At 38.3% G+C, this 13653-nt stretch carries 13 protein-coding genes; 9 read left to right on the forward strand and 4 right to left on the reverse strand.

The annotated features are described in order from the left end of the window. Nucleotides 1-20 precede the first annotated feature (20 nt). Nucleotides 21-1622, forward strand: coding sequence for an alkaline phosphatase D family protein (locus H6G59_RS03415; RefSeq protein ID WP_190711756.1), 1602 nt, complete (start codon nt 21-23; stop codon nt 1620-1622). Between the two features lie 134 nt (nt 1623-1756). Here the strand turns inward: H6G59_RS03415 and H6G59_RS03420 are convergent, their stop codons facing one another. Then, complete coding sequence (locus H6G59_RS03420) at nt 1757-3289, reverse strand: SagB/ThcOx family dehydrogenase (RefSeq protein WP_190711757.1); 1533 nt, start codon at nt 3287-3289, stop codon at nt 1757-1759. Between the two features lie 180 nt (nt 3290-3469). On the opposite strand from H6G59_RS03420, the gene H6G59_RS03425 reads away from it, so the two are divergent. The 3 genes from H6G59_RS03425 (at nt 3470) to H6G59_RS03435 (ending at nt 6781) form a co-directional block, all read left to right on the forward strand. Beyond that, on the forward strand, nt 3470-4306 hold the full coding sequence (locus H6G59_RS03425; protein ID WP_190711924.1) for an alpha/beta fold hydrolase: 837 nt from the start codon (nt 3470-3472) through the stop codon (nt 4304-4306). Between the two features lie 65 nt (nt 4307-4371). Further along, on the forward strand, nt 4372-6078 hold the full coding sequence (locus H6G59_RS03430; RefSeq protein ID WP_190711758.1) for a serine/threonine-protein kinase: 1707 nt from the start codon (nt 4372-4374) through the stop codon (nt 6076-6078). 445 nt (nt 6079-6523) lie between these two features. Beyond that, on the forward strand, nt 6524-6781 hold the full coding sequence (locus tag H6G59_RS03435) for a hypothetical protein (RefSeq protein WP_190711759.1): 258 nt from the start codon (nt 6524-6526) through the stop codon (nt 6779-6781). Between the two features lie 19 nt (nt 6782-6800). Here the strand turns inward: H6G59_RS03435 and H6G59_RS03440 are convergent, their stop codons facing one another. Beyond that, on the reverse strand, nt 6801-7589 hold the full coding sequence (locus H6G59_RS03440) for an ABC transporter permease (RefSeq protein WP_190711760.1): 789 nt from the start codon (nt 7587-7589) through the stop codon (nt 6801-6803). A gap of 710 nt (nt 7590-8299) precedes the next feature. Here H6G59_RS03440 and H6G59_RS03445 point away from each other — a divergent pair. From H6G59_RS03445 to H6G59_RS03465, 5 genes are all read left to right on the forward strand, one after another. Then, on the forward strand, nt 8300-8800 hold the full coding sequence (locus tag H6G59_RS03445; RefSeq protein WP_190711761.1) for a DUF2231 domain-containing protein: 501 nt from the start codon (nt 8300-8302) through the stop codon (nt 8798-8800). After that, nucleotides 8797-9405 (forward strand): DUF2231 domain-containing protein, encoded by a 609-nt coding sequence (locus tag H6G59_RS03450; RefSeq protein ID WP_190711762.1) that lies wholly within the window; start codon nt 8797-8799, stop codon nt 9403-9405. Before H6G59_RS03445 ends, H6G59_RS03450 begins: the two co-directional genes overlap by 4 nt. Before the next feature lie 100 nt (nt 9406-9505). Continuing rightward, entirely contained in the window at nt 9506-10432 is a 927-nt protein-coding gene (locus H6G59_RS03455) for a cytochrome c oxidase subunit II (protein ID WP_190711763.1), read from the forward strand. A 153-nt stretch (nt 10433-10585) separates the two neighbouring features. Further along, complete coding sequence (gene ctaD, locus H6G59_RS03460) at nt 10586-12262, forward strand: cytochrome c oxidase subunit I (protein WP_190711764.1); 1677 nt, start codon at nt 10586-10588, stop codon at nt 12260-12262. A 78-nt stretch (nt 12263-12340) separates the two neighbouring features. Continuing rightward, nucleotides 12341-12943 carry a cytochrome c oxidase subunit 3 gene (locus H6G59_RS03465; RefSeq protein WP_190711765.1) on the forward strand — a complete coding sequence of 201 codons (603 nt, stop codon included), beginning with the start codon at nt 12341-12343 and terminating at the stop codon, nt 12941-12943. A gap of 192 nt (nt 12944-13135) precedes the next feature. Here H6G59_RS03465 and H6G59_RS03470 read toward each other — a convergent pair whose 3' ends face one another. Further along, a complete protein-coding gene (locus H6G59_RS03470; protein WP_190711766.1) occupies nt 13136-13360 on the reverse strand; it encodes a type II toxin-antitoxin system HicA family toxin in 225 nt (74 codons plus the stop codon). Further along, nucleotides 13357-13572 (reverse strand): type II toxin-antitoxin system HicB family antitoxin, encoded by a 216-nt coding sequence (locus H6G59_RS03475; RefSeq protein ID WP_190711767.1) that lies wholly within the window; start codon nt 13570-13572, stop codon nt 13357-13359. The genes H6G59_RS03470 and H6G59_RS03475 overlap by 4 nt, the downstream gene beginning before the upstream one ends. Between the last annotated feature and the right edge of the window lie 81 nt (nt 13573-13653).

The following is a 13653-nucleotide window of genomic DNA, read 5'->3' on the forward strand; positions in this document are numbered from 1 at the left end:
AATAACTAATGAGTAAATTTATGAAATTAGACATATCATCCAAACTGAAACGCCGAGACTTTTTAATACAAGCTGCCATAAGTAGCAGTAGCATTATCGGGGCAAACCTGTGGTCAAAATCAGGTTTAGCGCACACACCTGCATTCATCACATTAGATAAAAATCGCCCTACTATTCCCTACGGTGTGGCTAGTGGCGATATTAACAGCAATAGCGGAGTGATTTGGAGTCGGAGCGATAGACCTGCAAGAATGATTGTAGAATATGCGACTGATGACAATTTTCGCAATCGTCGCCGGATTATTGGACAAGTCGCTGCGGCAAATACTGACTTTACCGCACGGACATATCTGAATAATTTACCACCTGGTCAAGATATATTCTACCGAGTCACTTTCCAAGATATAGGTGATGAAAACATCTACAGCGCCCCTGTTATCGGACATTTGAAAACTGCTCCCCAAGGACGAGGACAGGATATATTTTTTGCTTGGTCAGGAGATACCGCAGGTCAAGGTTGGGGAATTAATCCAGAATGGGGTGGTATGAAAATTTACGAATCGATTCGTCAGCTAAACCCCGATTTTTTTATCCATTCTGGGGACACTATTTACGCGGATAATCCTATTCAAGCAGAGGTAAAGCTAGATGATGGTAGTATCTGGAAAAACATCACCACAGAGGAAAAGTCCAAAGTAGCAGAAACCCTCACAGAATTTCGAGGTAATTTTACTTACAATTTACTAGATGAAAACATCCGTCGTTTCAATTCCCAAGTTCCTCAATTGGTGCAATGGGATGATCATGAAGTCAGAAATAATTGGTATCCTGGACAGATATTAGATGATAGCCGCTACACAGTTAAGGATGTTTCTCTATTAGCATCACGGGCAAAACAAGCATTTCAAGAATATAATCCTATCCGCTTTGATGTCAAAGATCCAGAACGCATTTATCGTGCTTTTAATTATGGGCAATTACTAGAAATTTTTATGCTGGATAAACGCAGCTATCGGGGAAAAAATTCTCCAAATAACCAAAGTGTAATGAGTTCAGAAACAGCATTTCTTGGTAGTTCTCAATTACGTTGGTTAAAGAGCAAATTAAAGAACTCAAAATCCACTTGGAAAGTAATTGCTAGTGATATGCCGATTGGGTTAGTAGTACGCGATGGTAAAGCCAACTTTGAAAATGCTGCTAATGGAGACGGAAAAGCATTGGGAAGAGAATTAGAATTGGCAGATTTATTCCGCTTTATTAAAGACAACAATATCCAAAATGTGGTTTGGTTAACTGCTGATGTACATTATGCCGCATCTCATTATTATGATCCTAACAAAGCTCAATTTACAGACTTTAAACCTTTCTGGGAATTTGTCGCCGGACCACTCAATTCGGGAACATTTGGACCGGCTCAACTTGATAATACATTTGGTCCACAAGTAAAGTTTCAAAGTATCCCAGCCGATATGAAACAAAATCAACCACCAAGTGCAGGGTTGCAATTTTTTGGAACTGTAAAAATTGATGGAAAAACTGAAGTTTTAACTGTGACTTTGCATAATTTGGCAGGTGAAAAGCTTTATGGTCTAGATTTACAGCCAGAGGTTGATACTAATTAAATTTCAGAGGGAATAGGAAACGGGCAACAGGGAACAGAAAAAACTCATGTTTAAAAACAAAGGCTAAAACCCTTTTTCCCCCTGCGCCTTGCCCTCCTGCCTTATCCCAACGACAATTTTTAACGCCAACCTACTTATCTTGGTCTGCCCAAAGTCGTGATATAGAGAACAGCTTCATCAGCAGGAATACCCAAAACATCATTTACTTGGTCGTCAAAGAAGCCACCAATACCGCTGACACCTAAATTCAAGCGAATTGCAGCTAAATTGAGTTTTTGTCCGAGATGTCCAGCATCCATGTGTAAATAACGGTAAACCCGATCGCCATATTGAGCGATCGCAGATTTCAGGTCAGCGGTATGAAATAGTACCACTGCTGCATCCCGCCCCAATTCCTGACCTAAACATAGAAAATGTAGCTCACGTCGGAAATTTTTAAAGCGAATTTGTCTTAATTCTTGGGCTTTAGGTGCATAATAGTAACAACCTGAATCTAGTCCGTTGACTCCAGAAACTGCAATAAATGTTTCAATCAAATTCAGATCAAAATAATCTGGATAAGTATCTAAACTTTGGTCAATGTAATTTTGGGGTTGGTAAGTAAAATCGAGTAAAGCTTTGAGTTCATTTAAGGTTAAATCATCACCACTATAAGCGCGGGTAGAACGTCGATTATAGATAGTATTCTCTAATTCTGAAAGATTTTTGCCCCAATAAATGGAAGTAGTAACAGTGGAAACTTTGTCACAAAAAGGAAAATTATATTTATCCTCTAAAGATCTTTCTTGTTGTACCGTTGGCAAATTCGACTTACCAGTTGTACTAGATGGAATTTGGGTATGTAAATGAAAATATTTCAGCAGTTCTCCATCGGGAATTGAAGGATAATTGGTTTCGGTATTTGAAGGTAAAGCAGTTTTTCCCAAGGGTAAATTTTGTTGAATATCTAACAAATCTGCCAACGCTAATACAGCAGTAGCACCTTCTTGTTGAGGATCAATATATAACAGATCATTGACTGCCTCATCTATAAAGCCACCGATTAAATGGGGGCGATAATCAGTAATGGCACCAGCTAACTCGATATTACCTAAAAGATGTCCTGTATCTAGAAAAATTCGGCGATAAGCTCTATCTTCATAACGCCATGCTGAACGATAAAAAACAGCAGTAGTGATCAGCGCAAGTTGGGTATTTTCTAAAGTGGGATGCCACAAACAAGCGGTTTGTAAAGCTTGCCAAACATCATTTTCCCAATAATGCTTGAGAGAATGAGTCCGACATTGATAGTTATAAAGTCCCGGTGGCAGTAAAGGTGTACCACGGGAAACTACATATAGTTCAGCAGGGTATAAACCGCCTGCACTTGGCGCAGAACGCAAATATACTGCACTACCCATAGAAGGCATTCTTGCCGTTAGTCCGTAGCTGCGAAACAGCAGTTGTGAAAGTCTCTGCCACCATTGAAAATCTGCATTATTGGCAAATGTCTCTGGTTTTTCTTGCAGATAGGGTTTAAGGTCAAAATCAGAGCCAATTTTGTACTCTTTGAACGGTACTGGCTGTTTAGCCCAGTCTAACCTCTGACCTTTAGAGGCTAGAGTCTCAGGGTCATATTTAGTACGTTCGTGGTAATGTTGGGCAATGGATTGGTGTATTTCTGGCATATTAATTTTAATATTCTAGGGTAGTCCTATTATTGATCTTGGCATTCATTAGCTCTATTATTTCGTGTTAATGAGTACAATCATCAAAATTAAAAATTAAAAATCAAAAATTAAAACCTAAAAATGAATTTTTTCTGATAACCTTTCCAGTCACCTATCCGGGAGAAGATTGTCCAAATGATGCCTGTACGTCAAACTCTATCAACGTCTGATATTCAACTTTCTTACCTAGAGTGGAATCAAGGCCAAGAACCATTACTGTTGTTACATGGTATGGCTGATAATGCTTTGGTTTGGTCTAGTTTGGGAGATTATTTGGCAGCAGATTACCATATAGTTGCACCAGATATGCGGGGTCATGGTGAGAGTAGTAAGCCAGAGAGGGATTATACTTTTGAGAGTGCGATCGCGGATGTGGAAGCATTAATGGATAAACTGGGATGGTCTGCTGCCCATATCGTCAGTCATTCTTGGACAGGTAAATTAGCCGCTATCTGGGCTAGACAAAACCCAGCACGCTTACGGAGTATCACCCTAGTAGATCCCATTTTTATCTGGAAAATGCCCAGTTTCCTCAAAATTACATTTCCCCTGTTGTACCGTGTCTTACCTTTCCTCAAAAGCATGGGACCCTTTGCTAGTTACGAAGAAGCCGAACACAAAATCAGACAACTCAGCCAATATCAAAATTGGAGTTCTTTGCAACAGCAAGTTTTTCAAGCCGGAATTGAACAAAAACCCGATGGTAGTTGGGGTAGCAAATTTACAATTGCAGCCCGTGATGGGATTTTTGACGCAGTCATGGAAGTACCAGGTTTTATTAACCCAGTTGAAACTCCTGCTCTATTTATACAACCAGAAAAAGGTGTAAACCGCCAAAATTGGCAAATTAAACCTTATCAAACTAACCTAAAAAATCTACATCTCTGCCAAGTTCCTGGAAATCATTGGCCATTTTTAAGTAACCCAGACGAATTTAATCAGACAGTCGCCACTTTTTTAGCAGCACAAAGATGAGATATTGTACTAATCATTAGTTACCAATCTTTTTTCAATTTTTAATTCTTAATTTTTAATTGTTTATGAGTCTTTGTATTAATCCAGTTTGTCCTCAACCCAACCACCCCGACAACGATGAAAACCGCTTTTGTCAAAGTTGTGGTTCTCAATTAGAATTGTTAGGACGTTATCGGGTATTGCGGTTATTAAGTGATAAAACTGGATTTAGCAAAGTCTATGAAGCATACCAACAAGACACGCCAAAAATTCTCAAAGTCCTCAAACAAGAATTAGCTAAAGATCCCAAAGCAGTCTCACTATTTCAACAAGAAGTCAATGTCCTAGAACAATTAAATCATCCTGGTATTCCTACAGCAGAGGGTTACTTTCCATATCAAACCAGAAATGCTGTAGTTTTGCATTGTATGGTGATGGAAAAAATTGAAGGACCCAACTTAGAACAGTGGTTAAAGCAACAACAAAACCGTCCCATTTCTGAACCCCAAGCCATAACTTGGTTAAAACAACTATTAGAAATATTAGCTTTAGTTCATCACCACCAATATCTACATAGAGATATTAAACCATCAAATATCATGATTCGCCCTGATGGGCAATTAGTATTAATTGACTTTGGTACAGCCAGAGAAATTACGAGAACCTATTTGGCAAATGGTGGGGGAATGACAGCAATTACATCATCAGGTTATAGCCCTCCAGAACAAATGCAAGGACAAGCCATACCCCAATCAGATTTCTTTGCCTTAGGACGTACCTTCGTATTTTTATTAACGGGATATCAACCTACACAATTATATAATCCGCACCTAGATGTTTTAGAATGGCGAAATCATGCAACTCACGTTTCACAACTGCTATTAGATTTCATTGATTGGTTGATGTTAACAGCAGTAAATCAACGTCCTAGCAATGCAGAAGAAATTTTACAAAGATTAGTAAAAATTCAATTTTTACTTACAGATAATACATCAGCTACCATCAATGTTGGCGGCGGTTTAAAAACTGCAATAGTTAATAAAACAACTACTAATCACACCATTATTCCACCACAAAAGCAGCCCGAAAAATTGCCATTATTAGCATGGTTAGCCGCTTTAATAGTTTCCTTATTCTTACTTTGGTCTGTAGCATTAGCCAACCGCAATCAAAAATTCATCGTTCTTCCTCCTGATTATGGACAAGCACCCGTCAAAAAAGGCAAAGTTGATTATTTCCCCTACGAAGAAGGCAAAGATAGTCAAGGGAGAGTAGCAGAATTTAATATTGCGGTTTTATCAGTAGAATATAAATGGCAATTAGGTAGCACCTACCAAATTAAATATAACGATCAAACTATTACCCTTGACTCGTTAAAATCTAACTTAGAACAAGAAGGTATCCAGAGAATCATGGAAAATCCCAGCGAAATTATTTCTGTGGGAACAGCTTCTTGTGAAGGTGATATTGCAGCGGAACAAAGTCGGGCTTTAGAACGTTCTAAGCAAATTCAATTATTAGTAAAAAAGATATTTAGCAATATATCCACTGTTCAAGGTTATCGCTTATTAAATTTGGGACAATTCCAAAGAAAAGATTGTCAAGCTAGTCAAGATTCAACAGCTTATCAACGCAGTATTATTATTATTGGTGTGAAAAAACAAGCCGAAGGCGTGATATTAGATGAAGCCTTACGAGATAGATTAGAGAAAAAACCTTTTGCTGATTTTAAATTAGAAGATTATTCTTTGGGTTCGGTAGAGAAATTTAAAACCATACCCAGCAATTTATAATATTAGGACTTACGGACTTTATAAATTAATCATGGTATGAAATTACCGAAATAGCTAGTTTCAGGCTTTTGGTATACTAAGAATCCTTTTAGGCGCATTGCTATGCTTAGTCTAATAGTAGTAATTTTTTATACAAAATTATTCAAAATATGGTATAGACTGCTTCATCAGTTTTTAGGTAGTAAATCGGGACGAGATGTGGTAGATTAAATGCAGCAACTAGCTAAAAAATAAGATTGTACGCTTTGGCGTGTTACTAGTTACAACTGCATTATTTTAGATGTCGCTAATCTCATAGTTAAAATGTAAAATAGCTATTTAGTTACCAGTTAAACTTTGTATATTCATATGCAGTAATGTTTACTGAATTTACTACAAATTCCAGTAACTTATCTAATAAATCAAACTCACGCAAGTTAGATAAATTATTAGGTGGAGGATAATAGTGCTAGAAAAATCTTTCTTTTATCAGGAAATTCTGCTGAAGGGCAGAGAAGAAGGCCGGGTGCAAGAACGGCTTTTAAGTATTGAATTAGCTTTAGATGTAAAATTCGGCATGGAGGGTTTAGAACTAATATCAGAGATCTCCCCAATTTGTGATTTAGAGATATTAAGGACTATTCATAAGTATGTCTTAACTGTAAATAATCTCGATCAACTACGGGAACTCATACAGAATACTCACGCTTCTGAACTACATTAAACATTCAATTATGAATTATTCAAGCTCCCATTCCTGAATACCGCTTTAAGCCTGCACGCCATAACAAGCGATTTGCACCCAAAAATACCAGTAACCAACCCACAATTGATAAAAATCCCCTTGTTAAATCCACGGGTAGCCCTACCAAAATACTGGCAGGAAAATTAATCAAATAGGGAAAAGGCGTAAACATGACTACGTTCCGCACCGCTTCTGGAAAAACATCTAAAGGTGCAATCATACCGGATAAAAACAGCAAAAACAAAAACCAAACATTTTCTATAGCTGTGGCTCTTTCTGTCCAAAAAGCAAACATAGCAAAGGTGTATTGAATTAAAAACCTTAAGGTGAAAGCCAAAATTGCTGCCAATATGAAAAGCAATAAATTCGCCAAGCTTGGCAACCAAAAAGCTTGAGGATATAATAAAAAGAATAATCCTACTAATATAAATACAAAAGGCATCCTGGCAAATCTTTCCGCAACATGAGTAAAAAAGTGATGAAATCCTGGATCTAATGGTTGCAATAATCGTGGTGAAAGTTTGCCTTCCACTACTTCTTTTTCAAAATCATAAATAACCCAAACAACTGTAATTTGTCTAACCAGAAAAACTGCAAAAAAATAACGAGCAAATTCTATAGGAGTGAAACTAAATTTTCCTCCTTGTGCTGCTTGTATCCATACACCCATGAGAATAATTGGTAAAGAACCAGACAGAACCCATAATATTAGTTCTGAGCGATACTCTAGCATATAAGCATAGTAAACGGAAAGCAAAGTTAAGGCTTTTTTAATCGTCTGTTTCATAATAGGTAGTTGGTAATAACTCATCACTATAATCTCAGAGTAAACTCATTTCATTTGGTATAACATATATTTGACAAACCAGGTAAAATAAGCATAGATAAATATGTATAAAAATAAATTATCCCAGGATAGATATTATATTAAATTAAGCCTACTTACTTAGGTGCTAAATATTCCTAAGAAGAAAAAATAACTATTCCCACGATATCCAATTTACAATAATTATTAACTAAAGCAAATCACCAAAATAGACAGTTTTTATCTGTAACAAGAATAATCTAAATTTCTGTCATTTCCATCACAAAGTAATAATTCTTATATGTACAACACTAGACATCAAAATTTATGCCTTTTATTTCATAATATTTAAAGAAAGCAAAGGTAGCTAAATTAGCATATTCCTTTTCTTGCTCTCTACTAATTCTAAAAGTTTAACTTTTAGGTTTTGGACAATTCACAAAAATTTACGTAACCTAAAAAATAGGTTGAGTAAATCAAAAACCCAACAGCGATTTAGTTTATCTACATCAACAATTGCTGTTGCATCTGTTGTTATGAGCAAATGAATTAACTGAAAATTATCAATATTCAGCCGTCAACTTATGCCTAAAGGCAGTCTCCATCAAAAGATTTCATCAATTGCTATAAGCAGATATTTAGCAACTATTGAAGTTTGGCACAGGAGTAGTACCTAAGTCTAGGAGAATTTCATGTTTGAGTCTTTAACGTCGTTGAACGACCATAATTTACCTTACCCAGATACACTTCATCCCATCGTCGTTCACTTCGTAATTGCGATGGTGGTATTTTCTTTTTTCTGTGATCTAATTGGATATTTAACTGGGAAAACTCGCTTATTTGAAGTGAGTTGGTGGAATATGTGTGTAGCGACGATTGCTATTTTTGTCGCCATTATTTTTGGTCAATTTGAAGCTGGTTTAGCCAAACCTTACAACTTAGTTAAATCAGTATTAAATTACCATACCCTCATCGGTTGGTCACTTTCGGGAATTATCGCCACAATTACAGCTTGGCGCTATGTACTCCGCACCCGGAACCCACAAAAATTACCAATTCACTATCTAGCTGCTGGGCTACTTTTAACCATCATCGTTGGAGTACAAGTATATCTCGGTGATCAACTTGTGTGGGTTTATGGACTACACACCGTTCCAGTTGTGGAAGCGGTAAAGGATGGAATATTACCATGAACTCAGAATTAATTGATCAAATCAGCGCTCAAATGGGTGCAAATGGATTGCCTTACAGTATTCCCATTCACCCCAACTTAGTACATCTAACACTAGGTTTATTCATCATTGCTATTACCTTCGATATTGTTGGTGTACTCTTCCCAATAGATCAATGGGTTTTCAAATATTTAGCAATTTCTGTAGAACGCGCTCAATTATTTGAAGTTGGTTGGTACAACATGGTAGCTTCTGCTGTCATCACCTTTTTCACAGTAGCTGCGGGTTTTTATGAAATGTTCTTAGCAACCCCATCTGCTGATATTAAAAGTGCTTGGGGTATGCAAGCAATGGCAACCATGATGTGGCATGGTGTAGGCGGTGTTGCACTACTAGCTTTGATTATTGGCATGACTTTTTGGCGAGGATGGCAACGCTACATTTCTTGCAAAGACTCAGATATACAAGTGCGCTGGAGTTATCTATTAGCAGGAATTTCCATCATGTTTGTTATGTACTTACACGGTACATTAGGAGCGCAATTAGCCGCTGATTTTGGCGTTCACAACACCGCAGACAACTTGTTGAGAATGGGACAAGACATTAACAAGGTACTGGGAAATTAATTCGTAATTTGTAATTCGTAATTCGTAATTAATAAATTTCTGTTGCCAATTACCAATTACCAATTACTAATTACCAATCAAAACTGACCAATGAGTAACCATGAAAATTCGGCAGATTTTAAATATATTAACCTTGATGACCGGGGTAGTTGCCATCACTTTGATCAGTATCGGTATTGGCAAACAGGCTTATTCTTGGCTTCCCCCTCAAGCGGCAGCTGAATCTCATCTCATTGATGATTTGTTTAGCTTTTTGGTGACATTGGGTGCTTTCATTTTTTTGGGTGTCACAAGCACCGTTTTGTATTCAATTACCTTCCACCGTGCTAACCAATACGATTTGAGTGATGGTCCACACATTGAAGGTAACGTTATCTTAGAAGTTGTGTGGACAGCAATTCCCATCATGTTAGTGTTGTGGATTGCAAATTACAGCTACCAAGTTTATGAAGAAATGGGGATTCAAGGGCCAGCCCAGCTGGTACACCTACATAATCCCATTGGTATGCAATCAGCTTTTGCCGCAGATCAAGAAACACCAGATGAAGTTGTGGATGAATCTGTAGAAAAAATTGACGTACTAGCCAAACAATGGTCGTGGGTATTCCATTATCCTGAGAAGAATGTTACCAGTACAGAATTGCATTTACCAAGCGATCGCAGAATCCGTTTAGCATTGCAATCACAAGATGTGCTACATGGCTTCTACATCCCCGCTTTTCGCCTCAAACAAGACATAATTCCTGGTCATACAATCGACTTTGAATTTACACCAATTCGCCCCGGTAAATATAGCCTCACCGATTCCCAATACAGCGGTACATACTTCGCAACCATGCAAGCCAACGTGATTATTGAATCTCCAGAAAAGTATCACGAATGGTTAGAAAAAGCTGCAAGCCACATTCCCACCCCAGCAAAAAATCAAGCAGCCAGCGAATACGCCCAAACCAGCGGACAAAGCTTCAAAACTGGCTGGGAAACCGTCAAACCAGCTGCACCTCCAGTAGTCAACTTTTCCGGCTAACCAACTTTTATCAGAATCAGGATTTACAGGATTTAAGGACTTTCAGAATTTAAGTTAATTATGTTCTGTTTATTTTTTAAATCTTGTTAATCCTTTAATCCTAAACAAGAAGAGATTCTGACGTTTAATCCCAAATCCACAATCTAAAATCGAATGACTAACATTCCTATTCATATCGCAGGTGAAACACATCACCACGAACCACCAAGCGACTGGAAAACATACTTCACCTTTAGCACAGACCACAAAGTCATAGGTATTCAATACCTTGTCACCTCATTTTTCTTCTTTCTTATTGGCGGTATTTTCGCCATGATCTTGCGGGGAGAACTAGTCACCCCCGAATCTGATTTAATCGACCGCACCGTTTATAACGGAATGTTCACCATGCACGGCACTGTCATGCTGTTCCTGTGGACATTTCCCTCCCTTGTTGGTCTAGCTAACTACCTCGTACCCTTGATGATTGGGGCGCGAGATATGGCATTTCCCCGCCTGAACGCCGTCGCCTTTTGGATGGTTCCAGTCGTGGGCATTCTCCTCATGTCCAGCTTCTTCGTTCCCGGTGGCCCCGCCCAATCTGGTTGGTGGGCATATCCCCCCGTCAGTACCCAAAACCCCACGGGCAACTTGATTAACGGACAAGTTCTTTGGTTATTAGCGGTAGCTATTTCCGGTGTTTCCTCCATCATGGGTGCGGTGAACTTTGTCACCACCATTGTGAAAATGCGCGCCCCCGGTATGGGTTTCTTCCGAATGCCCTTATTTGTGTGGGCAGTATTTAGCGCCCAAATCATCCAATTATTTGGACTTCCCGCCTTAACTGCTGGTGCAGTAATGCTGCTGTTTGACATCACAGTTGGAACTGCCTTCTTTGACCCCAGCAAAGGCGGAAACCCGGTGATGTTCCAGCACTATTTCTGGTTTTACTCCCACCCAGCAGTTTATGTAATCATTTTGCCCATCTTTGGGATTTTCTCAGAAATCTTCCCCGTTTATTCTCGTAAGCCATTATTTGGTTACAAAGTCGTCGCTGTTTCCTCCATGTTAATCGCCGTAGTTAGCGGTATCGTCTGGGTACATCATATGTATGTCAGCGGTACACCTGGGTGGATGCGGTTGATTTTCATGTTGACAACCATGTTTGTATCCATTCCTACAGGAATTAAAGTATTTGCTTGGGTAGCAACAATTTGGGGTGGAAAAATCCGATTAACTACACCAATGCTATTTGCGTTGGGTGGTTTGCTGATGTTTGTCTTTGCTGGTATTACAGGAATTATGCTTTCTTCTGTACCAGTAGACGTTCACGTTAACAACACCTACTTTGTCGTTGGTCACTTCCATTATGTTCTTTACGGAACAGTGACGATGGGTTTGTATGCAGCCATCTATCATTGGTTCCCGAAAATGACAGGGCGGATGTTCAGTGAAGGTTGGGGACAAATTCACTTTTGGTTAGCATTCATTGGTACTAACCTTAACTTTTTACCCATGCACCCATTAGGTTTGCAAGGGATGTTACGCCGAGTTGCTTCATACGCACCAGAGTATCAATTTTGGAATATTATCGCTAGTCTAGGTGCATTCTTATTAGGAATGTCTACCTTACCCTTCATTTTCAATATGCTAATTTCTTGGATGCAAGGTGAAAAAGCACCAGATAATCCTTGGAGAGCAATTGGTTTAGAGTGGATGATTTCTTCACCTCCTCCCGTAGAAAACTTTGAAGAAATTCCCATTGTCATTAGCGCACCTTATGGCTACGGAAAATCAGAACCATTAACAGCTAACTTGGAACGCCAGACAATATTACAAAACGCAGAATAATGCAGAGAAAAAGAAGGACGTAGAAAACCTCTGCGTCCCCTCTCTCTGCATTTAAAACTCAAAAGGAGAAATTACCCAATGGATAGTTCTATCAACCCTGAAGAATTGCATCATGTCAGCCATGAACATGAACACGACGAAGAAGGCAATAAAATGTTTGGTTTTATTGTCTTTCTCTTATCTGAAAGCGTCATTTTCTTAAGTTTCTTCGCTGGCTATATTATCTACAAAACCACAACAGTTAACTGGCTTCCTGCTGGTGTTTCAGGACTGGAAGTTACAGCACCGACAATTAACACAATCATTCTGGTTTCTAGTAGCTTTGTAATTTACTTTGCTGAAAGATGCCTACAACGTGACAATTTACAGGGATTTCGCCTATTTTTGTTAGCTACAATAGCAATGGGTAGCTACTTTTTATATGGTCAAGCTGTGGAATGGAGTCAATTAGAATTTGGCTTCACTTCCGGTACTTTTGGCGGAATGTTTTACCTGTTAACTGGGTTTCACGGTTTGCACGTTTTGACTGGGATTTTGTTGCAGTTGATGATTTTGATTCGTTCTTTTATTCCCGGTAATTACGATACAGGTCACTTTGGTGTTAATTCAACTTCGTTGTTTTGGCACTTTGTTGATGTGATCTGGATTATTTTGTTTCTGCTTATCTACGTTTGGCAGTAGGTCTTTTACTCCTCAAAAATCAATAAATTTTTTAGGGTGCGTTAGCGACAGCGTAACGCACCGTTATCAATGATTTGGTGCATTGAGGTTTTCATCCCCAAAACCGTTAGTTATTATTTAATGGATATTTTGTTTCACGCAAAGGAAAGAAAAAGATGAATATTAACAGCAAAAACTCCACAATTAGCTATTTTAAAGTAAGTTTCTAAATTCTTCTCTATCTAATTGACAATCACGGAGTATTTGCGTCATTAATCCAGTTCCAATTGTTTCACACGCATGGACTGGAACAACGGTTCTTCTTCCATCACTGTGTACAAGAATATGATGACTTCCTCGGACTCTGATTACTTCAAAACCTGCTTTACCAAGTGCTGCTATGACTTCCTTTCCTGTTAAACTTGGTAATTTGCTCATACTTCAATTGCAATTCTTTGAACACCTACAAATTCTAGGTATTCTGTTTGATTTTCATCTACTTCTAAACACAGTTCTATCGCTTCTCTCACCCGTTCCATTAGTTCATCTAAAGATTTTGCTTGGGTGTGACAACCACGGAGACTGGGTACAGATGCGACGAAGTAACCATCAGCATCTCGTTCAATAATTACGTTAAATTCTCTACTCATTTGGGTATGGGGATTTTGTTGATATAGTTTATTTTAAAGCATAATACTATTTCACGAAAATTATGATAGATATAAATTTTT

It is taken from the genome of Anabaena lutea FACHB-196, assembly GCF_014698305.1.
Lineage (GTDB): Bacteria > Cyanobacteriota > Cyanobacteriia > Cyanobacteriales > Nostocaceae > Anabaena > Anabaena lutea.